Origin of the sequence: Stenotrophomonas sp. PAMC25021, assembly GCF_004795795.1 — a bacterium.
GTDB lineage: Bacteria > Pseudomonadota > Gammaproteobacteria > Xanthomonadales > Xanthomonadaceae > Stenotrophomonas > Stenotrophomonas muris.
On sequence record NZ_CP039255.1, the window covers coordinates 61,979 to 85,201 of the forward strand.

At 66.6% G+C, this 23,223-nt stretch carries 25 protein-coding genes and 1 tRNA gene; 17 read left to right on the forward strand and 9 right to left on the reverse strand.

The features are described 5' to 3' along the window. Positions 1–86: 86 nt before the first annotated feature. Both E5790_RS00265 and E5790_RS00270 read left to right on the forward strand, forming a co-directional pair. Complete coding sequence (locus tag E5790_RS00265; protein ID WP_032957663.1) at positions 87–1,223, forward strand: PAS domain-containing sensor histidine kinase; 1,137 nt, start codon at positions 87–89, stop codon at positions 1,221–1,223. Continuing rightward, positions 1,213–1,572, forward strand: a complete 360-nt coding sequence (locus E5790_RS00270; protein ID WP_014646927.1) for a response regulator — start codon at positions 1,213–1,215, stop codon at positions 1,570–1,572. Before E5790_RS00265 ends, E5790_RS00270 begins: the two co-directional genes overlap by 11 nt. Before the next feature lie 85 nt (positions 1,573–1,657). On the opposite strand, the gene E5790_RS00280 is transcribed toward E5790_RS00270, so the two are convergent. Next, positions 1,658–2,551 (reverse strand): helix-turn-helix domain-containing protein, encoded by an 894-nt coding sequence (locus E5790_RS00280; RefSeq protein WP_111206795.1) that lies wholly within the window; start codon positions 2,549–2,551, stop codon positions 1,658–1,660. 146 nt (positions 2,552–2,697) lie between these two features. Here E5790_RS00280 and E5790_RS00285 point away from each other — a divergent pair, with 146 nt between their 5' ends. Continuing rightward, on the forward strand, positions 2,698–3,258 hold the full coding sequence (locus tag E5790_RS00285; RefSeq protein WP_111206794.1) for a GNAT family N-acetyltransferase: 561 nt from the start codon (positions 2,698–2,700) through the stop codon (positions 3,256–3,258). Between the two features lie 7 nt (positions 3,259–3,265). On the opposite strand, the gene E5790_RS00290 is transcribed toward E5790_RS00285, so the two are convergent. After that, complete coding sequence (locus E5790_RS00290) at positions 3,266–3,730, reverse strand: GNAT family N-acetyltransferase (protein WP_041863362.1); 465 nt, start codon at positions 3,728–3,730, stop codon at positions 3,266–3,268. A gap of 662 nt (positions 3,731–4,392) precedes the next feature. On the opposite strand from E5790_RS00290, the gene E5790_RS00300 reads away from it, so the two are divergent. Next, entirely contained in the window at positions 4,393–5,292 is a 900-nt protein-coding gene (locus E5790_RS00300; protein ID WP_136191651.1) for a hypothetical protein, read from the forward strand. Positions 5,293–5,305: 13 nt separating this feature from the next. Beyond that, positions 5,306–5,797, forward strand: a complete 492-nt coding sequence (locus E5790_RS00305) for a hypothetical protein (protein WP_111206793.1) — start codon at positions 5,306–5,308, stop codon at positions 5,795–5,797. A gap of 45 nt (positions 5,798–5,842) precedes the next feature. On the opposite strand, the gene E5790_RS00310 is transcribed toward E5790_RS00305, so the two are convergent. After that, positions 5,843–5,919: transfer RNA gene (locus E5790_RS00310), tRNA-Arg, on the reverse strand. 183 nt (positions 5,920–6,102) lie between these two features. Here E5790_RS00310 and E5790_RS00315 point away from each other — a divergent pair. The 7 genes from E5790_RS00315 (at position 6,103) to E5790_RS00345 (ending at position 12,848) form a co-directional block, all read left to right on the forward strand. Further along, the gene (locus tag E5790_RS00315) at positions 6,103–7,635 is read left to right on the forward strand and encodes an aldehyde dehydrogenase family protein (RefSeq protein WP_049440800.1); all 1,533 of its coding nucleotides are present in this window, start codon (positions 6,103–6,105) and stop codon (positions 7,633–7,635) included. Continuing rightward, positions 7,635–8,474, forward strand: coding sequence for an SDR family NAD(P)-dependent oxidoreductase (locus tag E5790_RS00320; RefSeq protein WP_049440798.1), 840 nt, complete (start codon positions 7,635–7,637; stop codon positions 8,472–8,474). The genes E5790_RS00315 and E5790_RS00320 overlap by 1 nt, the downstream gene beginning before the upstream one ends. Positions 8,475–8,734: 260 nt before the next feature. Next, entirely contained in the window at positions 8,735–9,019 is a 285-nt protein-coding gene (locus tag E5790_RS00325; protein ID WP_014646921.1) for a DUF4190 domain-containing protein, read from the forward strand. Between the two features lie 4 nt (positions 9,020–9,023). Continuing rightward, positions 9,024–9,794 carry a class I SAM-dependent methyltransferase gene (locus E5790_RS00330; RefSeq protein WP_049440796.1) on the forward strand — a complete coding sequence of 257 codons (771 nt, stop codon included), beginning with the start codon at positions 9,024–9,026 and terminating at the stop codon, positions 9,792–9,794. An 8-nt stretch (positions 9,795–9,802) separates the two neighbouring features. Continuing rightward, positions 9,803–10,858: a quinone-dependent dihydroorotate dehydrogenase gene (locus E5790_RS00335; RefSeq protein WP_032962331.1), complete on the forward strand. Its 1,056-nt coding sequence runs from the start codon at positions 9,803–9,805 to the stop codon at positions 10,856–10,858. A gap of 8 nt (positions 10,859–10,866) precedes the next feature. Further along, positions 10,867–11,928, forward strand: coding sequence for a UDP-N-acetylmuramate dehydrogenase (gene murB, locus E5790_RS00340; RefSeq protein ID WP_111206792.1), 1,062 nt, complete (start codon positions 10,867–10,869; stop codon positions 11,926–11,928). A gap of 32 nt (positions 11,929–11,960) precedes the next feature. Further along, the gene (locus E5790_RS00345) at positions 11,961–12,848 is read left to right on the forward strand and encodes a DMT family transporter (protein WP_049406338.1); all 888 of its coding nucleotides are present in this window, start codon (positions 11,961–11,963) and stop codon (positions 12,846–12,848) included. Positions 12,849–12,958: 110 nt separating this feature from the next. Here the strand turns inward: E5790_RS00345 and E5790_RS00350 are convergent, their stop codons facing one another. From E5790_RS00350 to E5790_RS00370, 5 genes are all read right to left on the reverse strand, one after another. Next, a complete protein-coding gene (locus E5790_RS00350) occupies positions 12,959–13,963 on the reverse strand; it encodes an aminoglycoside phosphotransferase family protein (protein WP_032959991.1) in 1,005 nt (334 codons plus the stop codon). A 99-nt stretch (positions 13,964–14,062) separates the two neighbouring features. Next, the gene (locus E5790_RS00355; RefSeq protein ID WP_111206791.1) at positions 14,063–15,097 is read right to left on the reverse strand and encodes a heparan-alpha-glucosaminide N-acetyltransferase domain-containing protein; all 1,035 of its coding nucleotides are present in this window, start codon (positions 15,095–15,097) and stop codon (positions 14,063–14,065) included. Continuing rightward, positions 15,094–15,684 carry a TetR/AcrR family transcriptional regulator gene (locus tag E5790_RS00360; protein ID WP_014646914.1) on the reverse strand — a complete coding sequence of 197 codons (591 nt, stop codon included), beginning with the start codon at positions 15,682–15,684 and terminating at the stop codon, positions 15,094–15,096. The genes E5790_RS00355 and E5790_RS00360 overlap by 4 nt, the downstream gene beginning before the upstream one ends. Positions 15,685–15,780: 96 nt before the next feature. Beyond that, positions 15,781–16,584: an APH(3')-II family aminoglycoside O-phosphotransferase gene (locus E5790_RS00365; protein ID WP_111206790.1), complete on the reverse strand. Its 804-nt coding sequence runs from the start codon at positions 16,582–16,584 to the stop codon at positions 15,781–15,783. 41 nt (positions 16,585–16,625) lie between these two features. Beyond that, positions 16,626–17,132 (reverse strand): DUF2938 domain-containing protein, encoded by a 507-nt coding sequence (locus tag E5790_RS00370; protein WP_049440782.1) that lies wholly within the window; start codon positions 17,130–17,132, stop codon positions 16,626–16,628. A gap of 55 nt (positions 17,133–17,187) precedes the next feature. On the opposite strand from E5790_RS00370, the gene E5790_RS00375 reads away from it, so the two are divergent. From E5790_RS00375 to E5790_RS00390, 4 genes are all read left to right on the forward strand, one after another. Further along, complete coding sequence (locus tag E5790_RS00375) at positions 17,188–17,853, forward strand: metalloregulator ArsR/SmtB family transcription factor (protein WP_111206789.1); 666 nt, start codon at positions 17,188–17,190, stop codon at positions 17,851–17,853. Positions 17,854–17,867: 14 nt separating this feature from the next. Next, a complete protein-coding gene (locus E5790_RS00380; RefSeq protein WP_111206788.1) occupies positions 17,868–18,596 on the forward strand; it encodes a GNAT family N-acetyltransferase in 729 nt (242 codons plus the stop codon). Between the two features lie 28 nt (positions 18,597–18,624). Continuing rightward, positions 18,625–19,341 carry an SDR family oxidoreductase gene (locus E5790_RS00385; protein ID WP_111206787.1) on the forward strand — a complete coding sequence of 239 codons (717 nt, stop codon included), beginning with the start codon at positions 18,625–18,627 and terminating at the stop codon, positions 19,339–19,341. A 94-nt stretch (positions 19,342–19,435) separates the two neighbouring features. Beyond that, complete coding sequence (locus E5790_RS00390) at positions 19,436–21,382, forward strand: EAL domain-containing protein (RefSeq protein ID WP_111206786.1); 1,947 nt, start codon at positions 19,436–19,438, stop codon at positions 21,380–21,382. Here the strand turns inward: E5790_RS00390 and E5790_RS00395 are convergent. After that, entirely contained in the window at positions 21,379–21,990 is a 612-nt protein-coding gene (locus E5790_RS00395) for a TetR/AcrR family transcriptional regulator (RefSeq protein ID WP_014646907.1), read from the reverse strand. The genes E5790_RS00390 and E5790_RS00395 overlap by 4 nt on opposite strands. Positions 21,991–22,094: 104 nt before the next feature. Here E5790_RS00395 and E5790_RS00400 point away from each other — a divergent pair, with 104 nt between their 5' ends. Then, positions 22,095–23,171 carry an MBL fold metallo-hydrolase gene (locus E5790_RS00400; protein ID WP_111206785.1) on the forward strand — a complete coding sequence of 359 codons (1,077 nt, stop codon included), beginning with the start codon at positions 22,095–22,097 and terminating at the stop codon, positions 23,169–23,171. The last annotated feature ends 52 nt before the right edge of the window (positions 23,172–23,223 follow it).

Consider the following 23,223-nt stretch of genomic DNA (forward strand, 5'->3'; position numbering starts at 1 on the left):
ATCCTTCACACTTGAATGCCTAGCTTCACGTCCCTCACAGGGGTAACACTTATCTACACGTGGACGCAGCTGCCTCTACGACGTCCGTGCTGACGGACCCTTCCCGACAACTGCGATTGCTGATCGACAGCGTGCGCGACCATGCGCTGTACCTGCTTGATCCTGAAGGCATCGTCTGCAGCTGGAACCCGGGCGCCGAGCGCATCAAGGGCTATTCAGCCGATGAAGTGGTGGGTACGCACTTCGGTCGTTTCTACCTGGCCACCGAGCGCGAGGCCGGCGAACCGCAGCGCCTGCTCCGCCTCGCGGCGCAGCAGGGCCATGTTGCCAGCGAGGGCTGGCGGGTACGCCGCGACGGCTCCTCGTTCCGCGCCAGCGTGGTCATCGAGCCGGTCGTCGAAGCGGGCGAACTGCTTGGCTTCGTCAAGATCACCCGTGACATCACCGAGCAATGGCAGGCACAGCGACTGCTGCGCGATGCCCAGCGTGCGCTGCGCAACACCCAGCAGTTCGAGACGGTCGGCCGGCTCAGCCGCGGCCTGTCGCACGAGTTCAACAACCTGCTGACCACCATCGGCAACGCGCTGGACCTGCTGTCGCTACGCGTCCGCGGTGACGATGCACGCGCCGCCGAGCTGCTGGACGCTGCGCAGGCGGCCACCGACCGCGGCGCCCTGCTGACCCGCCAGCTGCTGGCCTTCAGCACGGGCCAGACCCTGATCCGCGAACCGCTGGACATCAACACGCTGGTACAGCAATGGCTGCCGGGCCTGCAGCGCGCCTGCCCACCCACGGTGACGCTGGACGCCTGCCTCACGCCGGGCCTGCCGCAGGTGTGCACCGACGCGATGCAGCTGCAGGCTGCCCTGGCCAACCTGGTGGCAAATGCCGTAGAGGCCACCATCGATGGCGGGCGCATCCTGATCGGCACCGCGCTGGAACATCGACTCGACCCGGATGCGGACACTACGCTGCAACGCGGCTATGTCACCCTCAGCGTCTGTGACGAAGGCCATGGCATGGCGGCCGACATCGCCGAGCGCGCCAGCGAGCCCTTCTTCACCACCAAGGACATCGGCAAGGGCAGCGGCCTGGGCCTGAGCCAGGTGTTCGGATTCACTACCCAGAGCGGCGGCTTCGTCGATGTGTCCACCACGCCCGGTGTCGGCACGACGGTAAGCCTGCTGTTACCCGCATCAGAGGAAGCAACCCATGACCGATGAACCCATCCGCGTACTGATGGTGGAGGACCAGAACGATCTGCGCGAGATGATCGGCTTGGCCCTGCGCGATTTCGGCATCGAGGTCGCCACCACCGCCGATGGCCACGAGGCGGCGGAGCTGCTCAAGGGCGAGGCGCGTTTTGACGTGGTGTTCAGCGATGTCAGCATGCCCAACGGCATGTCCGGCATCGAACTGAGCGAGCACGTCGCCCGCGAACAGCCGCAGGCACGCATGATCCTGTCCTCCGGCTACGCGCGCTCGCAGCTGCCGCCGCTGCCGGAGCAGGTGGAGTTCCTGCCCAAGCCCTATCGCCTGCGCCAGCTGGTCGAGCTGTTGAAGCAGGATTGACCTTTCGCCAGGACTGGCGAAGCCGATCTGCGGGTGCTGGGGCCCTACCGCCGCGACTGCGTGGTCGAACGCGTGCTGGGCGGGGCTACCGAGGATCTGCTGCCCGAAGTGCCGGCACCGCTGTTCGTATCCCACTAGCGCCGCCCTGCCCCGCACGGCGGTAGCCGGTCAGCGACTGCCCGGTGTGCCGCCGGAAGTAGCGGCACAGGTAGGACGCATCCTCGAAGCACAATCGCTCGGCGATGCGCCCGATCGGCAGCTCGCTGTAGCTCAGCAGCGCCTTGATCTCCAGCACCACCTGGCGGTCGATCAACGCCTTGGGTGTTTCACCGAAGCACTCGCGGGTCAGCTGCGAAAGATAGAACGGCGTGATGCACAACGCATCGGCATAAGACTGCACGTCGCGCTGGCGGGTACTGCGCTGGCCGACCAGTTCCCAGAAATTCCAGGCCAGGCGCTCGCGCCGGCTGACCGGCGCTGCGGCCCCTTTCTGTGCCGGCAACAGCGTGGCGAATTTCAGGAAAAAGGTCTGCAGCAGATTGCGCAGCATCACGTGCCGATAGCGGCCCCCAGTATGCTGCGCGTCCATCAGCTGCTGCAGCCAGCCCTGCAGGAGCGGCACCTCCAGCGGCGACGGCACGCAATGGGGATGCTCATGCAGGAACTTGAACAGCGCGTTGGGCAGTACGTAGGCCACCTCCGACGCCAGCGCCTTCGGCATCAGGCAGACCACCGCCAGGAAGCCACGCGATCGCTTCCGCAGCAGCGCCAGCGTGTCCTCGGCCAGCACCAGCACGTCGTGCCGCTGCACCGCCACCTCACGGAAGTTCAGTGCGAAGCGCGCACGCCCGGACACGCACACCAGTACCGCCAGATACGCGTGCCCGAACGACAGCGGAACCCCCTGCCCCTCGGCCAGCGTACTGACCTCCAGGCGCATCGATTCGTCCTGATCCAGAAGCTGGGGTATACGGTCCATTGGCCGATCCGGCTGCATTCCGCGGCACAGCATACCGGGCAACGCCGGGGAGTTGTGAAAAGTACCGAAACCATCAAGGTCCCGCCCTGTGCCCTCCGCCCGACGCGGCCTAGCCTGTGCGCTCTCTCCCTGCCCCTGGAACGGCCATGCCGCTGCATACCGAACGCTTGATCCTGCGCCCCTGGCGCGACACCGACGCCGCCGACCTGTACGAATACGCCCGCGACCTGCGCGTCGGGCCCATCGCCGGATGGCCAGCCCACACCAGCGTCGAGGAAAGTACCGAGATCATCCGCACCGTGTTCAACCGGCCGGAGGTCTATGCCCTGCAGAGCCGCGAAGATGGCCACGCCATCGGCTGCGTCGGCATCCTGATCGGTGCCGACAGCAACTTCGAGATCGGCGAACGCGAAGGCGAGATCGCCTACTGGATCGGCGTACCGTACTGGGGGCGCGGCCTGGTGCCCGAAGCAGTGCGCGAAGTGATGCGGCACGCCTTCCTCGGCCTGCGCCTGGACGCACTGTGGTGCGGCTACTTCGCCGACAACCTGCAGTCCCTGAGCGTACAGAGCAAATGCGGTTTCCAGCATCACCATACCGAAGTGAACAAGTTCAACAGCTTCCTCGGCGACTACCGCACCGAACACATCAGCCGCATCACCCGCGAGCAATGGCAAGCGCAACAGGCTTCCGTGCTGCGCGCGTGATCACCACTCAGCCGGCACGGTGCTGCATGAACAGCAGTTCCGGCGTCGAAGCGTCTTCCATCGGCTGAAAGCCCAGGTCGCGGTACAGGGTCACCGCCGCGACGTTGTCACGATAGACACGCAGGGTCAGCCGCTCCGCCCCGGGCGACTGCAACGCCTGCGCCATCAGCGCCTGCATCAGTACACGTCCCAGTCCACGCCCGCGTGCCCGCGGCGAAACGATGATGCGGCCCAGGTGCAGCGTGCCGGAGGTCGTTGGCCAGTACTGGCCGAAACCAAGGCAGTGGCCATGCGCATCCAGCAGCACCCAGCCCGGGCGCTGCTGCAGTTGCAGTGCGTGCGCGAATGCGTCCGGCACGAGCGGATACGCCACGCCGGGACCGGCCCAGCGCCGGGTTGCGCTGGCCGAATCCAGCCACGCGCCGATGGCGGCGAAGTGCGGAGGCTGCACGGGGCGAAGGTACTCACTCATGGCGTGCCCGCAAGGAAGGATGGCCGCCATGGTGCGCGATCCCGGTGGCCGGATCACGTTGCACGGCAGCGCTTGAATTTTGTCCCAGGGCAATAAGCAATGCCGATCGTCCACCGCCGCCACACCTGACAACCCCTCTTTTCCTTCTGCCCTCGGGATCCGGCGGAGCCGCTCTGGGCGCTGTACAACCGCTTCGGCGGCGTCCGCGTCATGGCATGCGCGGCGGCACTGATGGGCCTGTGCAGTTACGACTGCCTGCCGCGGCCGCTGCTTGGGTTGCGAGGCGAAGAGCAGGCGCACGTGGCGGAGGTGCTGCGAGGCCTGGAGTTGCTCTGTAGCCTGCGCGAAGGGGCATCACGCGCGGTGCATGCAATAGCGCCCCCGGCCCGATTCGAACAAGTGCCCTCTATCGTCAAAGATCCACCCCAGCGAAGGTGGGGCTCGGCCTGAACCAGGATTAGGCGTGTCCAGGCTTCCACTCAGCGTCCAGTACATAAACAAATACTGAACTAGACCTATGGCCTGATGGGGGGAGCGTCGCCCCATCCCGTTTTGTAGGCATGGGACCTGCCAAAGTGCGCGGCGGTCGGAGCCCAGCCCCTGATTGGGCACCGTGACAATCCCTGCACGCGTACCGCGCTGATCGGTCATGAAGGAACGCCATGTCTCCACGAGTCAAAGTCCTGAGCTTCTCTGCATTGATACTGATCGTCTTGGCGGGAGTCAGTTTTTGGTATGTCCCAACCAAAGCGGACACACAACAGCGCAAACCTGATTCTCAAACCAATCAGCCAAACTCCAAGGATCAGGCCAACTCTAGCCATACCGCCTCATCCCTCACAGGTCCTGAGTTGAGTTCCAACACACAGGATGCAGCAGCCGGATTTCTTGAACTTCGTTCACGTGCAGAAGCCGGGGACGTAGCAGCACAGCGCAAGCTGGGGCAGATTTATCAGCATTGCTCCGTTTTCAGCATTTCCCATTCGAACATGTATGCGACGTTGGACGCATACGCGCGCCTCAGCGGGAAAACGCAAGGCGCATACGATGACATCAAGAAGCGCTTCGCAGCGACCTGCTCGGTCGTTGACGGCGGCGACGTGATACTCGAAGAGCACTATACAAAATGGTTTGAACGCGCGGCAGATCACGGCGATCCTTACGCCAGGATTTACATGGCATCCAGCAAGTGGACCAGCCTCAAACCTGGTGACTATCAGCTACTGGCACGCGATGCGGTCAATTCTGCAGACCCGGAGGCAATTTTTGCACTGGGAGATCTGCTAGCGCTCGCGCCAGAGGGAACCGATCTCGGTGCCTTCAATGCAAGCGCTACGGGTCCATACGCCAACTATGCCTGGGGCATCGTCGCCTGCCGAATGGGGGCAGATTGCGGAGCCGGCTCATTCCGCATGGATTCACTATGTGTCAATTCGGGCGTGTGCGGATCAGAGAATTTTGAAGACGCCATCAGGAGCAGGGTGGTTCCTGCTGGACAGCAAGAGTCGCTTGATAGAGCAATAGGAGAAGTAAACAGAGCAGTTGGGAAGAAGCCATCTTGAAAAGGACGCCGCAGTGAATCGAATCTCCGGAAGAACGAAGTGGAGTATCGCCGGGCTGGTTTTCACGGCCTTTGCCGCCGTTGCTGCAACAGTATCGATCAACGCCAGTTCGTATCCGTATAACCAGGTTGCAGTTGCGCAGAATTTGTCCGCCTACGAAATGGTGGAGCTGCGACGCGCCGGCCTTGTCGGTTTGGCGGGCATGTACCGAATCACGCATGGCATTGCGTCTTTGCCTGTCGGCAGCAGGATCAAGGTGACCTGGGGTGACGGGTCCGTCGAAGAAGCCGCTGTTACTTGCCTCACTGGAAGCCCTTGCGTCCAGCCCCTGCCGGGAACTCAGCAGCCGCCCAGCCGTGGCGGTGGAGGTGCCGGCGGTGGCAGCGGCGGAGGTGCTGGTGGAACCGGCGGATTTAACCCTGGCGGAGGCTGCTATGGAAGCTGCGGAGGAGGTGGCAGCGGGATTGTCACGGTGAAACCCATCATCCCGGTCCGTCCGAAGTAGACCCATTCAAGCCCGACGACGCCGCTCGCCCTGTTCCATTGATTCTGGTGACCCCGGCCCGATTCGAACGGGCGACCTTCCCCTTAGGAGGGGGACGCTCTATCCAGCTGAGCTACGGGGCCATGCAGCCGGGAAGTTTACAGGCAACGTGCCCCGCCCTCCAAGCATTCATGTTCGGCCAGGCCTGGCTGGCGCGTTGCACCATGGCTGGCCGGGGCGCTCTGCTACCATCGGCGATTCAGTTCATCGCGTCCCCCACCTGCCCGCGATGGCGCCAAACAACGTAACGAAATACAGGAGTCTGCATGTCTTCCGAGCTGCTCAAGTCCCTTGGCCTGGACGCGATCAACGCTGGCACGTACCTGGGCAACGGGGAGTGGTCGAGCGCGACCAGCGGTGAGCTGATCACCCCGGTCAACCCGACCACCGGCGAGCCGATCGCGCAGGTCCGCGCGACCACCGAGGCCGAGTACGAGATCGTCGTTGCCCGCGCCCAGGAAGCCTTCAAGGTCTGGCGCACCACGCCGGCCCCGCGCCGCGGTGAAGCCGTGCGCCTTTGCGGTGAAGCACTGCGCAGGCACAAGGACGCCCTGGGTTCGCTGGTTGCGCTGGAAATGGGCAAGAGCAAGCCGGAAGGCGACGGCGAAGTGCAGGAGATGATCGACATCGCCGATTTCGCCGTGGGCCAGAGCCGCATGCTGTACGGCTACACCATGCATTCCGAGCGCCCCGGCCACCGCATGTACGAGCAGTACCACCCGCTGGGCCTGGTCGGCATCATCTCGGCCTTCAACTTCCCGGTCGCGGTGTGGAGCTGGAACTCGTTCCTGGCCGCCATCTGTGGCGACGTGTGCATCTGGAAGCCGTCCAACAAGACGCCGCTGACCGCCATCGCCTCGCTGAAGATCTGCAACGACGCCCTGCGCGAAGCCGGCTTCCCGGACATCTTCTTCCTGATCAACGATGCCGGCACCGCGCTGTCGGAAAAGATGGTCGATGACCGACGCGTGCCGCTGATCAGCTTCACCGGCTCGACCCAGGTCGGTCGCACCGTCAACGAGAAGGTCGCGCGCCGCCTCGGCCGCTGCCTGCTGGAACTCGGCGGCAACAACGCCATCATCCTGGACGAAACCGCCGACCTGAAGCTGGCCGTGCCGGGCATCGTGTTCGGCGCCGTCGGCACCGCCGGCCAGCGCTGCACCACCACCCGCCGCCTGATCGTGCACCGCTCGATCTACGCCGACGTGCTGGCCACCCTGGTCAAGGCCTACAAGCAGGTGGAAGGCAAGATCGGCGACCCGACCGATGCGGCCAACCTGATGGGCCCGCTGAACAGCGAAGGCGCCGTGCAGCAGTTCCTCGATGCGATCGCCCAGGCCAAGGCGGCCGGCGGCACCATCGAAACCGGTGGCAGCCGCATCGACCGCCCGGGCAACTTCGTGTTGCCGGCCATCGTCTCCGGCCTGAAGAACAGCGACGCCGTGGTCCAGCACGAGACCTTCGCGCCGATCCTGTACGTGATGCCGTACGACACCCTCGATGAAGCCATCGACATGCAGAACGGCGTGCCGCAGGGCCTGTCGTCCTCAATCTTCACCCAGAACCTGAAGACTGCCGAGAAGTTCCTGTCGGCTGCCGGCAGCGACTGCGGCATCGCCAACATCAACATCGGCACGTCCGGTGCGGAGATCGGCGGCGCCTTCGGTGGCGAGAAGGACACCGGCGGTGGCCGCGAATCCGGTTCGGATGCGTGGAAGGTCTACATGCGCCGCCAGACCAACACCATCAACTATTCGGATTCGCTGCCGCTGGCCCAGGGCATCAAGTTCGACCTGTGATGGCAAACGACGCAGACACGTCCGTGGGCCAGAGCCCCTCCGGGGACCTGGCCCCAGCGAGGGGTCGGATCCCCGCAGGGGCTCCGACCCTCGATTTCAGCGGCCGCCGCGTGCTCATCGCCGGCGGCAGCAAGGGCATTGGCCGTGAAATGGCGCTGGCCTTTGCCGGCGCCGGCGCACAGGTCTCGGTCTGCGCCCGCGGCCAGGCCGGCCTGGATGCCCTGCGTGCCGATGCACGGGCGCAGGGCTTCGAACTGCACGCGTTTTCCACCGATCTGGCCGATCCCGGCCAGATCCAGGCCTGGCTGCAGGCCGCTGCCGATGCCCTCGGCGGTATCGATGTACTGGTCAACAATGCCACCGGCTACGGCATGGCCGACGACGAGGACGGCTGGGCGGCCAGCCTGCAGATCGACCTGATGGCGGCCGTGCGTGCCTCGCGCCTGGCACTGCCATGGCTGCGTGCCTCCAGCGACGCCTGCATCCTGAATCTGTCGTCGATTGCCGCGCAGCAGCCGCGCCCCGGTGGCGCGCCGTATGCTGCGGCCAAAGCGGCGCTTTCGCACTACACCACGTCACAGGCGCTGGCGCTGGCCAAGGAGCGGATCCGGGTCAATGCCATCGCCCCGGGCTCGATCGAGTTCGATGACGGCCTCTGGGACCGTCGCCGCGTCGAGGACCCTGAGCTGTACCACGGCACCCTGGCGAAGATTCCGTTCGGCCGCTTCGGCCACCCGCGCGAGATCGCCGACGCCGCCCTGTTCCTGTGCTCGCCGCTGGCGCGCTGGGTCACCGGTAGCGTGCTCAATGTGGATGGCGGCCAGGTGTTGATGGGCTGATACCGGCACTTCGGTAGCCGCCAACCCTGGTTGGCATGCCTTTCGTCGACCAAGGTCGACGCCTACCAGGGCCGAAATCCCTTCGTCGACCAAGCTCGACGCCTGCCAAGGCCGAAATCCCTTTCGTCGACCAAGGTCGACGCCTACCAGGGCCAAAATCCCATTCGTCGGCCAGGGTCGACGCCTGCCATCGCATCCGCCGGGCATGGGATTGCCGGGGCAGAGGCACTATCATGTGCACACTGCCAAGGAGGACCCCGATGAGCGTGGCACCCCGACAGACAAGCGCCCTGGCCGTGGTCAGCCTGGTCATGGGCATCGCCAGCTGGACCGTCCTGCCCTTCGTGGCCAGCATCGTCGCCATCATCACCGGCCACATGGCCCGCGCCGAAATCCGCCGCCGCCCGCACGAACTGGAAGGCGATGGCCTGGCCGTCACCGGACTGGTGCTGGGCTGGGTCATGGTCGGCGCGGCACTTGCCGCCATCGTGGTCTTCATCCTGTTCTTCGGCGGCCTGGCGTGGCTGGCGGCGGTGTCGAACTGACGCCATGACCGCCTCCGACAGCACTGAACGCTTCAGCAGCCGCGTCGCCGACTACGTCCGCTACCGGCCCGACTACCCACCCGCGCTGCTGGAGTGGCTGCATGGCCCGATGGGTGTCAGCCAGCAGGCGCGTGTGGCTGACATCGGCGCCGGTACCGGCATTTCCAGCCGCCTGTTCCTGGCCAGCGGCCATCCTGTTGTCGCGGTTGAGCCCAATGCGGCCATGCGGGGCGCGGCGGAAGAATGGCTGGCACCGCAGTACCCGCAGTTCCGTGCGGTGGACGGCCGCGCCGAGGCCACCGCACTGGACGATGCCAGCATCGATCTGGTCAGCGTCGCGCAGGCCTTCCATTGGTTCGACACCGTGGCGGTACGCGCCGAGTGGCAGCGCATCCTGCGCCCCGGCGGCCAGGCCCTCATCTACTGGAATTCTCGCCTGCTCGATGCCAGCCCGTTCCTGGTCGGCTACGAACAGCTGCTGCTGGACTACGGCACCGACTACACCGCCGTGGCCGAGCGCTACCAGGACGACGCCACCATGCAGGCCTGGTTCGGCGCTGGCCTGCGCGGCAGGGTGGAGCTGCCGAACGTGCAGCACCTGGACTTCGACGCCCTGCGCGGGCGCCTGCTGTCCTCCTCCTACGCCCCTCAATCCGGTCATCCGCGCCACGCACCGATGATCGACGCTCTGCAGCACCTGTTCGCCGCCCACGCGGTCGACGGCCAGGTCGCTTTTGAATATCGAACCCGAGCCTTCCTCGGCACGCTGGACTGAACCGACGCATGTATTCGCTTGCCCGCCCCTTCCTGTTCTCGCTCGACGCCGAGCGCGCCCACGGCCTTGGCCTGTCCGCACTGGACCTGGCCTATCGCACCGGCACCACGCCGCTGCTGGCCGCACGCATCGCGCCGATGCCCAGCACGGTGTTCGGGCTGACGTTCCCCAACCCGGTCGGCCTGGCCGCCGGCCTGGACAAGAACGGGGAGCACATCGATGCGCTGTTCGCGCTCGGCTTCGGCTTCGTCGAAATCGGCACGATCACCCCGCGCCCGCAGGCCGGCAATCCGCAGCCGCGCCTGTTCCGCCTGCCGGAACACAACGCGATCATCAACCGCATGGGCTTCAACAATGCGGGCGTGGACGCGCTGGTGCGCAACGTCGAGCGCGCGCGCAACCGCCGCGGCCTGCTCGGCATCAACATCGGCAAGAACAAGGACACCCCCAACGAACAGGCCGTGGACGATTACATCGCCTGCCTGGACAAGGTGTACGCGCTGGCCGACTACATCACTGTCAACATTTCCTCGCCCAACACCGCCGGCCTGCGTGAACTGCAGGAAGAAACCGCGCTGCGCCAGCTGGTCAGCCAGCTGCGTGACCGCCAGGAAGAGCTCGCGGCCCGCCACGGCCGCCGCGTACCGATGCTGGTGAAGGTGGCGCCGGACCTCAGCGAGCGCGACATCGATGCCGCCGCCCGCGTGCTGGGCGAGCTGCAGGTGGACGGCGTGATCGCCACCAACACCACCATCGACCACAGCAAGGTGGCCGGCGATCCGCTGGCCAACGAGGCCGGTGGCCTGTCCGGTGCGCCGGTGCTGGAGCAGTCCACGCTGGTGCTGCGCCGCCTGCGCTCGCGCCTGCCCGAGTCGGTGCCCTTGGTCGGCGTCGGCGGCATCCTGTCCGGTGCCGATGCCGTGGCCAAGATGGCGGCCGGTGCCGCGCTGGTGCAGTGCTACAGCGGCCTGATCTTCCGTGGACCGGCGCTGGTTTCCGAATGCGTGGAGGCGATCCGTCGCCGCCGCGAAGCGCCGAGCCGCGGCGCGGTGGCCCCACTGTGAGCGCGCCCATGGACACCACCGACGACAACGCCCCGCTGCGCTGGACACTCACCCGCAATGCGCCGCTGCAGGCACTGAATACCTTCCACGTGCAGGCCAATGCGGAACAGCTGCTGGAACTGCACGATGCCGCGCTGCTGCCGGAGGTGCTGGCACTGCCCGAGGTGGCCAACGGCCCGCTGCTGGTGCTGGGCGCCGGCAGCAACGTGCTGATCGCCGAGGATCTGCCCGGTACCGTGCTGGTGTTCGGCAACCGCGACATCAGTTTCCTTGAACACCGCGCCGACCATGCCGTGATCCGCGCCGGCGCCGGCGTGCCCTGGCATGGCCTGGTGATGTGGTCGCTGCAGGAAGGCCTGTCCGGCCTGGAAAACCTGGCGCTGATTCCCGGCACCGCCGGTGCCGCACCGATCCAGAACATCGGCGCCTATGGCGCGCAGGTCGGCGAGTTCATCCAGGCGGTCGAAGCCTGGGACTGCCAGGAGCAGGCCTGGGTGCGCCTGGATAACGAACAGTGTGGTTTCGCCTACCGCGACAGCGTGTTCAAGCAACAGCCCGATCGCTACCTGATCACCGCCATCGAACTGAAACTGCCACTGCTGCACGACCTGCGCATGGACTACGCCGGCATCCGCGAAGAGCTGCAGGCGCAGGGCGTGGTGCTGCCGGGCGCGGTGGACGTGGCCAATGCGGTGATCGCGATCCGCCGCCGCAAGCTGCCCGACCCGGAGGTACTCGGCAATGCCGGCAGCTTCTTCAAGAACCCGGTGCTGCCGCTGGAGCAGGTCGACGTGCTGCTGCAGCATTTCCCCGACCTGCCGGTGTTCCCGGCCGAGCAGGACGACAAGCGCAAGGTCTCGGCGGCCTGGATGATCGAATCCTGCGGCTGGAAGGGCTTCCGCGACGGCGATGCCGGCGTGGCTCCCAGCCACGCGCTGGTGCTGGTCAACCACGGCAATGCCAGCGGCGCTGAACTGCTGGCGCTGGCGCGCCGCATCTCGGCCTCGGTGCTGGAGAAGTTCGGCGTGCCGATCGAACCGGAGCCCCGCCTGCTCGGCGCACAGTGGTGAACACTCTCGCCCTCTCCCCCGGCGCCACTCCGATGCGGGCGGCGCTGTTGATGCTCGGCAGTACGATGGCGTTCGGCCTGATGGCGGTAGCGATCCGCTATGCCACACGCTACGTTCCGACCCAGGAAGTGGCGTTCTTCCGCAATGCCTTCGGCCTGCTGGCGTTGCTGCCGATGCTGCTGCGGCCGGGCCGTGCGCCGCTGAAGACGCAGCAGCTGCCGCGCTATTTCGTGCGTAGTGCGATTGGCCTGGGCTCGATGCTGTGCGCGTTCTGGGCACTGGGCCACCTGCCGTTGGCGCAGGCGGTGTCGCTGTCGTACTCCACGCCGCTGTTCGTCACGATTGCCGCCGTGCTGTGGCTGGGTGAAACCGTGCGCGTGCGCCGCTGGGCCGCGGTCGTGGTCGGCTTCATCGGCGTGCTGGTGATCGTGCGTCCCGGCACCGCCGGCTTCACCGCCGGCAGCTTGGTCGCGGTGGGTGCGGCGGTACTCAGCTCGCTGGTGGCGATCCAGATCAAGCAGCTGACCCGCGTCGACAGTGCCGATACCGTGGTGCTCTATACCTACGTGTTCTGGGTGCCGCTGTCGCTGGTGCCGGCGCTGTTCGTCTGGGCCTGGCCAACCGGGTCGGCCTGGCTGTGGCTGCTGGCCACCGGCGTGCTCGGCACCGTCGGCCAGCTGTTGTGGACCCGCGCGCTACGGCTGGGCGAAGTCTCCGCCCTGACCCCGATCAGCTTCCTGCAGCTGCCCCTGGTAACGCTGTTCGGCTGGCTGCTGTTCAACGAAACGGTGGACCGCTGGACGATCATCGGTGCCGGCATCATCCTCGCCGCCAACGCCTACATCGCCCACCGCGAAGCCGTGCTGTCACGCCGCGCTGCAAGCGCGGCGGCCTCTGCAGCGGCCAAGCCCGCAGAGTAGATCCACACCCCGCGCAGACACCGCGGCCCCCTGTAGAGCCGAGCCATGCTCGACTCATCGCGCAGCGTGAGGGTTCATCGTAGAAAATGCCATGCACGCATGGCGTGGATCTACAGCGCGCGATACACCCGCTCTGCCGCGTCGAATACATTGCCCGGTGCGAACTGTTCGCTGAGGAAATGCAGCGACTGCCGGCGCAGCTGCGGCGAACGGTCCTCTCCATCACTGCCCAGCAGGACCTGCTGGAACTCGATCAGGTCCTGCAGGATGCGCCAGTGCCGGTACCAGGCGATCCAGCGTGGATCGCCGCGGTCACTGCCATAGCCTTCCTCGAATCCCAACGGGTTCTCGCGCCCCCAGCGCCCACCGACCGCGCCACCGATGAACATCAGGTCGCGCTCGCGCGGGGCCAGCGACAGGCCATCCCAATCGATCAGGTGCAGGCTGCCGTCATTGCCCATCAGCAGATTGCCGGCATGCAGGTCGGTGTGGCACAGGTGCAGCCGCACCGGGACATCCTGCAACGCCGCGTGCAGCTGCAGTGCCTGCGCATGCAGCGCCGCGATGCGCGCATGCTGCTGGTCCCAGACGGATACGAAGGCGCGGCCCAGCCCATCCCTGGCGGCCGCCAGGCCCTCGCCGGCCAGCCATTGCCCGACCGTATCAAGCGCCGCGGTTTCCATCCGCAGGCTCGGCAGCGCCTCCTGCAGCGCCGGTGGCGGGCACGCCTCGTGCAGGCGCCGCAGCACCTCGCCCAATCGTTGCCACTGCGTGCGGCTCAACGCCGCCTCGAAGCCGGACTGGCCTTCCACATACGGGAACAGGGTGAACTGCAGGCCCCAGCGCTGCACTGACGCTCCACCGGTCAGGGCCGGCCAGGGCGCGACGATTTCCTCGATGCCCAGCGTGCCGCGCAGCCAATGCAGGGTGTCCCAGACGGCAGGGGCAACCTGGTAACTGCGGCACTTCAACCACCATTGCCCGCGCCGTGCATCGATGCGATACACACTGGCGTTGGCATCGGCGCCAACCGGGCGTGGCACCACGGCATTGGCGGTGATGCCATAGGACTGCTGAAGGACTTCGCCGAGATGCTGCGCCGAAGCGAATGACATGGATGCAAGCGGAGAGTATTACCTGCCGCCACTATCGCAGATGCGCGGGCCGCGACACAGACATGTCCGTCACAACATCGTGCCTGCGCGACCAAAGTGCTAGCCGGCGACGCGTCGCATCACCGCTTCCAATGGGCCCCGCGCGAACCGCCAGGACCACAGCCACGCTGCGCTCGTGGCCAGCATCAGGAACAACAATGCCCACAGCAGCACCGACGCGAGCGACGCGCTGCCATCAAGCAGGCCCAGGCCTTCCAGCGTGCCCATGCCCAGCAGGATATGGCCGACGTACAGGGTCAGGGTCATGCGCCCGGCCGCGGTGAACGGTTCCAGCCAGTCACCCGGTCGTACACGCGTCAGCCACAGGCAGGCTGCAATGACACTGCAGGCCGCGCCCGCGCCTGTGAGTACGTAGGCCGGTCCCGGTGGCATCGGCTGCGTTCCCAGCCACGCCTGCCAGGGCGTCCCCTGCGCAAGCTGCTGCACGCCATGTCCAGCCACGATCAGCATCAGGCCCAGCACCAGCAGCGCGCGCTGGACCCGCGGTTGCGACAGTTGCAGCCGCGCCAGCAGCATGCCCAGCAGGAAGAAGCACAGCCACGGCAGCAGCGGATGGAACCCATTGAACAGCAGGTTGCGGGCCGCGCCCGGCCATTGCCACAGACCGGCGTATTCCAGCGTCTGCCAGTTCCATCCCTGGCTGTAGTCCCAGTGCAGCAACGCCCAGAACGAACAGGCCGCGATCCCCACGATGCTGGCCAGCAACACCCGCGGCGAGGCCCGCAGCCACAGCACGGCCAGCGCGAAATACACCGCGTAGTAATGCAGGATATCGGCCGGGAACAGCGTCAGGTTGAGCAGGCCCAGCACCAGCAGGAACAGTGCGCGCCGCCAGGTCTGCACACTGGCCGGCCACCAACCCTGCCGATGCGTGCCCAGTACCAGGCCCAACCCGGCCAGCGTAACGAACGTCGCCGAAGCCTTGCCTTCCAGAAAGTGGAAGACGCCTGCCAACCATCCGGCGCCCTCTGCCGGCACGGCCATCGCCAGGCGGAAGTTGACCAGCACCATGCCGGCCAAGGCCAGGTAACGCGCCAGATCAACGCCGTGCAGTCGCCGGTCGACGGCGCTCATGCGCGTGCGCCCAGCAGCAGCGCAAGCAGGCCGAGATCCAGCGATGCCTCATCGGTGCCCCCGGCTTCGCCCAGCCCTCGGCGCAGGGCATCGCTTTCGATGGCATCCAGCAGCACCTGTGCCTGCAGTGCCGGGGCCAGCACGGGGCGCCGACGTTCGCGCCGTGCCACCTGCTGCAGGGCTTCGGCCAGCGTCGCCTGCAATTGCCTGCGATTGGCCGCAAATGCCTCGGCCACGGCCGGATTGCGTGCGCTCTCGGCCAGCACTTCGACGGCGAGCGTTGCCCACTCCGGTTGCCGGCACAGTGCGTGGAAGTCCTGAAGGAAAACCAGCACCCGTGCGCGCTCGCCATCGGACGCGGCCAGTCGCTGCAGCAACGGTGCCAGTTCCTCGCCTTCGGCCACGGCCACCGCAAGGATGATCGCCTCCTTGCCCGGGAAGTGGTTGTAGAGATTGCCGAGGCTGACGCCGGCCGCCTGCGCGATGTCACGCATGCTGGTCTGGTGGAAGCCCTTCACGAGAAAGCACTGCAGGGCGGCCTGCAGGATCTGCGCGATGCGTTGCTCGTTGCGGTCGGCTCGGTTCATGCCACAAATAGTGAACGAACGTTCGTCCACTTTTAAGGGCGCCCGGATCCGCCGGCAGGGCACCGTTCAGCCCTGCCTACGCTGCCCTCCGAGGTTTCAGAAGAACTCGTCGAGAAGACGGTAGAACGCCAGCCGCCGTTCGTCGGGCACAACGCCATAGCGCCGGAACAGCGGCGCGACCCAGCGCGTGTCGCCGAAGTTGTGGACCAGGCTGCGCGCGGCGAGCGCCAGATCCTGGTAGCGATCGGCCACACCCAGCCGGCCACAGTCGATGAAACCGCTGAAACGGCCTTCGGCTGCCAAAAGGTTCGGCAGGCAGGCGTCGCCGTGGCTGACCACCAGATCCTCGTGATCGGGCCGGGTAGCGCGCAGTTCGGCGAACACCTGCTGTGCGCTCTGCCCCAGGCGCTCGTCATCGAAGTCATCGGCGTCGACCAGGCCCGCCTCGACCCGTTCCTGCGCGGCCTGCAGGCGCGAGGCCAGCCGCTGGTCGAACGGACAGGCCGCCACCGGTATGGCATGCAGGCCCCGCAGCGCATCGGCCAGCAGTTCCACCAGGCGCTGGGGCGGAAGCTCAGGCGACGAGGCCAAGTCGCGGCCGGGCAGCGCGCTCATCAGCAACCAGCGCCGGCCCGCTTCTTCGGCGGTGGCAATTACCGTTGGTGCCGGCTGGCCCTGCGCCTGCAGCCAGCGCAGGCGCGCGATCTCGTCGCCCAGCTCACTGAAGGCATCGATCACTTCCGATTTCAGGAAGGCATCAGCCTGTCCCGGGCGATGCACACGGGCGACGTCTGCGCGCGATACGCCGATCGACTGTCGCTCGATGCGCGCATCGGCCAATGTTTCCCGCCACGCCCACGGCAGCGGCATGCCATCAGTGAAAGGATCGGGTACTTCCATGCGGGGATGTTCCTGTTGCCGGTGACCCCACGGATTCTCGCTCATCCTGCACGGACCCCGGCCAACAGCAGCGCGGAAAGGTACATGCCTGCGCCGAACACGCTGTGTGCCACCAGGCTGCGCAGCCGCGCCTTGCCAGGCGCCGGGGTCTTCGAAGCGGCAATGCCGGCGCCCATGCCCGGCTGCAGGATGAAGAACGGCGCGGCAACGCTGAGAACGCCGAAGGCCAGCGCCGGCCACAGGGTCGGTGCCTGCACCCAACCGTTCCCGACCACGGCCAGCAACAACACGGCGAAGACCACACCGATCACGTAATGCGCGGTCCAGCCCAGCGCGCGCTCGCCGGCCACCGGCAGCGAACGACCAATGCCCTCATGGCGCAAGCGCCCACGCCGCAGGTGGCCGAGCCAGCGGCCGACCATCGCAAAATCCAGCGACGGAATGCCGAGCAGCCTGCGCTGCAGCAACGCCCACAGATCCATCAGCGCGGTCGCGCCCACGCCGATCACTACCGCATCGATCACCAATGTCGTCGCCCAGCCACTCATTCCGCCAACCCTCAATTATTTGATTGAATGATGGAGCGATGCTAGCGTGCCCGGCATGAACGCTGCAACCGAGCTGCCGCCGTCCACGCTGGAAGCGCTGGCCGAGATCGCCCGCACCCTGGGCCACCCGCACCGCCTGGCCCTGCTGGAGCACATCGCCCAGGGCGAGCGTGCGGTCGAGCGCCTGGCCGAACTGAGCGGCCTGTCGGTGGCCAATACCTCCCAGCACCTGCAGCAGCTGCGTCGTGCCGGCCTGGTGCAGACACGCCGTGACGGCAAGCGCATCCTCTACCGCAGCGCTGACGGCCCACTGGCCAACCTGCTGGCCGCGCTGCGCGACTATGCCGACCACCAGCGCAGCGAAATGCAGGGCGTCCTCACCGACAGCCTGCAGCGCCGCGATGCACTGGAAGGGCTGACCGTCGAGCAGCTGCTGGAGCAACGCGACAGCGTGGTACTGCTGGACGTGCGGCCGCGCGAGGAATTCGATCTGGGCCACCTGCCCGGCGCGCTGAACATTCCCGCTACGGAACTGCACGCGCGGATGGACGAACTGCCGCGCGCCGTCCACATTGTCGCGTACTGCCGCGGGCCCTACTGCGTGCTGTCCAACGATGCAGTGATGATGCTGCGCGAAGCCGGCCTCAGCGCGCAGCGACTGGCCGCCGGCTATCCCGAATGGAAGGCCGCAGGCCTGCAGGTTGAACTGCCCCGACACTGAGCGAACCGTTTGTCATGGATGATGCGATTTCCCCGTTGATCGATGCTGCCTGGAAGCGCGTGTTCGCCGGCCAGCGCACGTTGCAGCAGGGGCCGCAGCTGCACCTGGCGTGCAGCGATGATGTCGATGAGGGTGAGGACGGCATGCTGTTACAGCCGGTCGCGGGCCCCGCCCGAGCGCTGTTGCGTCCTGCCCTGGCCGCTCGCCTGCAACTGCGTGCGCAACCGCACTGGACACTGGCGCAGCTGCAACAGCGCTTGCAGCAGCTCGGCCAGCATACGCACGGCGCGGATCGTGTCTTCCACTTCCCCACCGCAACACTCGCCGCCCTCGCCGAACACCCTGCCCCACCGCATATCCGCCGCCTCGGCGCGACCGACGCGGCAGCGTTCAGCGCGTTCCAGGCCACGGCCAGCGAGGACGATCTCGATGCCGCTTGGGTCGAGCTGGATCACTGGCAGGTGTTCGGTGCCTTCGACGGCGAGCGCCTGGTCGCTGCGGGAAGCATGTACCCCTGGAGCCTGGATCCAGCCTTCGCCGATATGGGCGTACTGACCCTGCCCGAGGCCCGCGGTCGCGGTCACGCGCGACAGCTGGTACACGCCATGGCCGTGTCCGCGCGGGCGTCCGGGCTGCAGCCGCAATACCGTTGCCAGCTCGACAACACCGCCTCGATCATCACCGCCGGACGCAGCGGCCTGCGCGCGTTCGCCGATTGGGACACCATTCTGGCGGCCGACTGAGGCCGCCGCAGCACAACAAGGAAGCCACATGAAATTGATGGTCATCGGCGCCAGCAGGGGCCTCGGTCGAGCGTTCGTCGAAGGCCTGTGCAGTGCGGGCGACACCGTCATCGGCGTTTCGCGCAGCCGCCCGCACGACCTCGAATGCCCCGAGGGCGTCACCCTGCAGTGGATCGAAGCGGATCTGTCCCAGCCCACCCTTGCTGCCAATCACATCGCAGCGCAGGCGCCGGCCGATCTGGATGTGCTCATCCACAACCTGGGCATCTGGGAAGAGACGGCCTTCAGCGACGGGTACGCCTTCCTCGACGAAAGCGATGCCGCGCTTGCCCAGCTGGTCGACGTCAACATCACCGCCACCCTGGTGCTGCTGCGGCGCCTGCTGCCGAGGGTACTGGGCGCAGCACGTCCACAGCTGGTGCTGACCGGCTCGACCTCGGCGCTGCCGCGCAGCGGCCGCCCGGAAGTGGCGTTCGGCGCATCCAAGTTCGCGCTCAACGGCATCGCCGATGCGCTGCGCGAAGGCTTCCGGGATCGGCGCCTGGCGGTAACCAGCCTGCAGCTGGGCTACCTCAACACCGACGATGCACTGTCAGTGCCGGTAGCGGACGCCGCAGCGCGCGGCGACGGCGAACTGGTGCCGGTCCATGATGTCGTGGCGATGGTACGCACCCTGCTGCAGCTGTCACCGTCCTCCTTCGTGCGCGAACTGGTGCTGCCCGCCATCGCCGACCCGCGCTACTGACCGCAGGGACCTTGGCCTGGCCCTTGGTGGCCGCACAGGCGCCTGTGGTTTACCCTGCTCGTCACTGGCCGTCGGTCACAGGCGGGAACCTGCTATGGATGCGCTTTCACGGGTCTCGGCCCAGGTCCTGGACAGCGCCCTGCCCAGCCTGCCGCTGTACCTGCTGCAGGCCACGGCGGTGATCGGCATGATCGGCGTGCTGCTGATCGCCACCCGTCGCGCCGGGCACGCCATTGAAGGACGGCGCCTGTATGTCGGCGTAGCGCTGGGCCTGATCTACCTGTTCAATTCCTGGTTCGTGGCCCGTTACACCCAGGGTGTGGTCAAGCTGCACCTCGGCTTCGACATCCTGCTGGTCAGTGGCCTGCTCGGTGGCTGGCGCGGCGGCTTGGCCTGCCTGGCCGCCGCCCTGCTCGCCCGCTACCAGTTCGTCGGCACCCAGTTCTTCCTGCCTGCCAGCCTCGAGGCCGTGTTGCAGATGGTGGCCGGCGTCTGGCTGCGCAGGCGCCTGCACCCGCGCATGCTCAACGAACTCTCGCCACGCATGATCCTGCAGGCGTGGTCCGTGCGTATCGGGATGACCGCTCTGGGCCTGGCGCTGGGTGTGGCGATCATTGGGGCCGATCAACTACCGGTGGCCGAACTGGCGATCCAGCGCGTGCTGGCACTGCCGGTCTCGCTGCTGGTACTCGGCGCAGTGTTCGCGCTGGTCTACAACGATGCCCAGATCGATGCGCAGCGCCAGCGCGAACAGGCGTGGCTGCGCATCGATCCGATCAGCGGCCTGCCCAACATGCGTGCGCTCGGTGAACGCCTGCAGCGGTACTGGCGCGACAACGACGGCATCGGCAAGGCCAGCCTGATCGTGGCCGAGATGGGCAACCTGCGCGATCTGCGCCTGCGCTACGGGCCATTGCAGGACAACGGCCTGTGGCAGCGCGATACACCGGCCGACGTCCACCGGTTGCTGCCATCGCTGGCGGTGGACGACGTGGAGGTCTACCAGTTCGGTGATGCCGCGCTGGCGATCCTGGTGCGCGGCATGACCTTGTCCGAACTGCGCATACAACCGCAGATCACCGAGCTGGCCAGCAACCTGGCCGATCGGGTCGGCCGCGATTGGCCTGGCTTCCGGCCACTGTTCCGTTGTGCGGTGGTTGAATTGAAGCCCCCCGTTGATGCCGACGAAGGACATCTTCCGTTCCGCGCGATCACCGTGGCACTGAGCGCGATCGAATCCGGCGTCGTGTTCTTCGACGACCCGATCCAGCGCGACGGCGAGATCGACGCCCTGATCGAAGCCGCCCTCGAACGCTGGCTGCAGCAGGGCGACGCACCGCTGTGCTACCAGCCCAAGCATCGCCTGCAGGACCGCCAGCTGGTCGGCGCCGAAGCGCTGCTGCGCATGCGCGATGGCGAAGGCCGGCCGATCGCACCGATGCGGGTGATCTCGCTGCTGCGCCGGCAGGGCCGGCTGGCAGACCTGGAATGGGCCACGCTGCAGTCGGCGGTGCACTTCCTGCAGCACTGCCGGCAGGACGGCGCGGCGCTGACCATCGCAGTCAATGTGTCAGCCGAATCCCTGCGCCTGCCCGACTTCGGCCTGCGCCTGCAGGAACTGCTGCAGCTGCACGACATCCCCGGCGCGATGCTGCGGCTGGAAATCGTCGAGTGGACCGAGATCGTCGAGCGTGACCTGGTCGATGCCAACATCGCACAGCTGCTGGCGGCCGGAGTCACCCTGTCGCTGGATGATTTCGGCGCGGGCTATTCGACCCTGATCCTGCTTTCGCAGCTGGCCATCGCCGAGGTCAAGATCGAGCAGGCGTTGATCGCCACGCTGTCCGACGCCAAGTCGCAGTCGATCGTTCGCTTCATCGTCGAAGTCGCGCACCGCTGCGGCGCGATCGTGGTGGCCGAGGGGACCGAAACCCTGGCGCAGGAACAGCACCTGCGCGCGCTGGGCGTGGATGTCGGCCAGGGCTATCTGTACTCGGCCGCACTGCCGGCCGACGAGTTCCGTCGCTTCGCCGCCAGCTAGACCGCGTAGAAACCCAGGAACATGGCCACCGCCGATTCGGCGACGCGTGCGCGTTCCTGCGCGGTCAACGGTGGCTGCCCCATCGTCACCTGCGGCCAGAACGCAAAGCTCTTCACCAGCCCATGCAGCTGGTGGCCGGCGAATTCCGGATCAACCTCTCGCAACCGGCCATCGGCGATCGCTGCGCGGATCCACGCACTCTCGCCACTTTCCTTCTCGCCCATGCGGCAGACGATGGCCTGCGCCCGCTCCGGTGAGTGGATGACCTCGGCCATCGCCACCCGTGCCAGGTCGATGAAGTTGGCATCGCTGAGCAGTTCCAGCTTCTGGCCCAGCAACTGCAGCAGCTGCGCCTGCAACGGCTGGTCCGCGCGATACGGCAGTGCGTCGCTGGCCACGCTGCGTTCCCACAGCTCCTCCAGGATCATCGAAAACAGCGCTTCCTTGCTCGGGAAGTGGTTGTAGACGGTGCGCTTGGAGACCCCGGCCACCTCGGCGATGCGGTCCATGCTGGTCGCCTCGTAGCCCGATGCACGGAACTCCTCCACCGCCGCGCGCACGATGGCCTCGCGTTTGCGGTCGGTCAGGCGTTGTGGGGCACGGGGCATGGCGGAGACCGGATAGCTGAACGGACGCCACCATTTTACACCCAGCAGTGTACTTTTGAAAAATGCGAAACTACACTGTGCAGTGTACCCAGCGGACGTCACCCATGAAGCGCCTGCTCCTTGTCCTCCTGCTTGGAATCCTCGCCGTGACCGCCTACACCTTCTGCAAGTCCTGGTCCCTCCCCGACTTCCCCGATTCGCCGCAGTACCGCGACGGCAAGTTCCGCAATGCCCTGCCCCGTCCGGCGATGGGCCTGCGCGACGGTGCGGAGATCTGGTGGACGTTCCTGTTCAACAAGCCCAAGGGCACCGTGCCCGCCCACCCGATTCCGGTGAAGCCGCTGGACCGCGCCTCCCTGGATGCTGCGCCGGATCGCAGCCTGTTCCGGCTTGGGCACTCCACGATCCTGCTGAAGCTGCGTGGCCAGTACTGGCTGACCGACCCGGTGTTCTCCGAGCGCGCCTCACCGGTGCAGTGGATGGGGCCGGCGCGCTTCCACGCACCGCCGATCAGCATCGACGAACTGCCGCCCATCGCCGGCGTGATCCTCTCGCACAACCACTATGACCATCTCGACCATGCCGCGGTAATGCAGCTGGCCGGCAAGACCGCGCGCTTCATCGCACCGCTCGGCGTCGGCGACCAGCTGATTGCATGGGGTGTGGACGCCAGCAAGGTGGAACAGCTGGACTGGTGGCAGTCGACTGAAGCCAGTGGCCTGCGCTTGACCGCGACCCCGGGCCAGCACTTCTCCGGCCGCGGGCTGGGTGACAGCGACCGCAGCCTGTGGGCGTCATGGGTGATCCAGGACGGCGACTTCCGCATCTTCTTCAGCGGCGACACCGGCTACTTCGATGGCTTCAAGGCCATCGGCGAGAAGTACGGACCGTTCGACCTGACCATGATCGAGACCGGCGCCTACGATCCGCGCTGGGCGTTCGTGCACATGCAGCCGGAACAGACCCTGCAGGCGCACCTGGACCTGCGCGGCAAGTGGCTGCTGCCGATCCATAACGGCACCTTCGACCTGGCCCTGCACGCATGGCAGCAGCCGTTCGAGCGCATCACTGCATTGGCCGCCGCAAAGAATGTGCCGGTGGCCACGCCGATGATGGGCGAAGCACTGGACATGCAGGCGCCGCAGGCGGGTACGCGATGGTGGGAGACGGTGGAGCTTTAGCGGGGGATGCCGTTTGACCTGCCGGAAGCCATGTAGAGCCGAGCCATGCTCG

Bases quoted from the DNA above. Each gene is read 5' to 3' on its own strand.
- E5790_RS00270 (WP_014646927.1), top strand. From the start codon at position 1,213: ATGACCGATGAACCCATCCGCGTACTGATGGTGGAGGACCAGAACGAT.
- E5790_RS00280 (WP_111206795.1), bottom strand. From the start codon at position 2,551: ATGGACCGTATACCCCAGCTTCTGGATCAGGACGAATCGATGCGCCTG.
- E5790_RS00285 (WP_111206794.1), top strand. From the start codon at position 2,698: ATGCCGCTGCATACCGAACGCTTGATCCTGCGCCCCTGGCGCGACACC.
- E5790_RS00290 (WP_041863362.1), bottom strand. From the start codon at position 3,730: ATGAGTGAGTACCTTCGCCCCGTGCAGCCTCCGCACTTCGCCGCCATC.
- E5790_RS00300 (WP_136191651.1), top strand. From the start codon at position 4,393: ATGTCTCCACGAGTCAAAGTCCTGAGCTTCTCTGCATTGATACTGATC.
- E5790_RS00315 (WP_049440800.1), top strand. From the start codon at position 6,103: ATGTCTTCCGAGCTGCTCAAGTCCCTTGGCCTGGACGCGATCAACGCT.
- E5790_RS00320 (WP_049440798.1), top strand. From the start codon at position 7,635: ATGGCAAACGACGCAGACACGTCCGTGGGCCAGAGCCCCTCCGGGGAC.
- E5790_RS00325 (WP_014646921.1), top strand. From the start codon at position 8,735: ATGAGCGTGGCACCCCGACAGACAAGCGCCCTGGCCGTGGTCAGCCTG.
- E5790_RS00330 (WP_049440796.1), top strand. From the start codon at position 9,024: ATGACCGCCTCCGACAGCACTGAACGCTTCAGCAGCCGCGTCGCCGAC.
- E5790_RS00335 (WP_032962331.1), top strand. From the start codon at position 9,803: ATGTATTCGCTTGCCCGCCCCTTCCTGTTCTCGCTCGACGCCGAGCGC.
- murB (WP_111206792.1), top strand. From the start codon at position 10,867: ATGGACACCACCGACGACAACGCCCCGCTGCGCTGGACACTCACCCGC.
- E5790_RS00345 (WP_049406338.1), top strand. From the start codon at position 11,961: ATGCGGGCGGCGCTGTTGATGCTCGGCAGTACGATGGCGTTCGGCCTG.
- E5790_RS00350 (WP_032959991.1), bottom strand. From the start codon at position 13,963: ATGTCATTCGCTTCGGCGCAGCATCTCGGCGAAGTCCTTCAGCAGTCC.
- E5790_RS00355 (WP_111206791.1), bottom strand. From the start codon at position 15,097: ATGAGCGCCGTCGACCGGCGACTGCACGGCGTTGATCTGGCGCGTTAC.
- E5790_RS00360 (WP_014646914.1), bottom strand. From the start codon at position 15,684: ATGAACCGAGCCGACCGCAACGAGCAACGCATCGCGCAGATCCTGCAG.
- E5790_RS00365 (WP_111206790.1), bottom strand. From the start codon at position 16,584: ATGGAAGTACCCGATCCTTTCACTGATGGCATGCCGCTGCCGTGGGCG.
- E5790_RS00370 (WP_049440782.1), bottom strand. From the start codon at position 17,132: ATGAGTGGCTGGGCGACGACATTGGTGATCGATGCGGTAGTGATCGGC.
- E5790_RS00375 (WP_111206789.1), top strand. From the start codon at position 17,188: ATGAACGCTGCAACCGAGCTGCCGCCGTCCACGCTGGAAGCGCTGGCC.
- E5790_RS00380 (WP_111206788.1), top strand. From the start codon at position 17,868: ATGGATGATGCGATTTCCCCGTTGATCGATGCTGCCTGGAAGCGCGTG.
- E5790_RS00385 (WP_111206787.1), top strand. From the start codon at position 18,625: ATGAAATTGATGGTCATCGGCGCCAGCAGGGGCCTCGGTCGAGCGTTC.
- E5790_RS00390 (WP_111206786.1), top strand. From the start codon at position 19,436: ATGGATGCGCTTTCACGGGTCTCGGCCCAGGTCCTGGACAGCGCCCTG.
- E5790_RS00395 (WP_014646907.1), bottom strand. From the start codon at position 21,990: ATGCCCCGTGCCCCACAACGCCTGACCGACCGCAAACGCGAGGCCATC.
- E5790_RS00400 (WP_111206785.1), top strand. From the start codon at position 22,095: ATGAAGCGCCTGCTCCTTGTCCTCCTGCTTGGAATCCTCGCCGTGACC.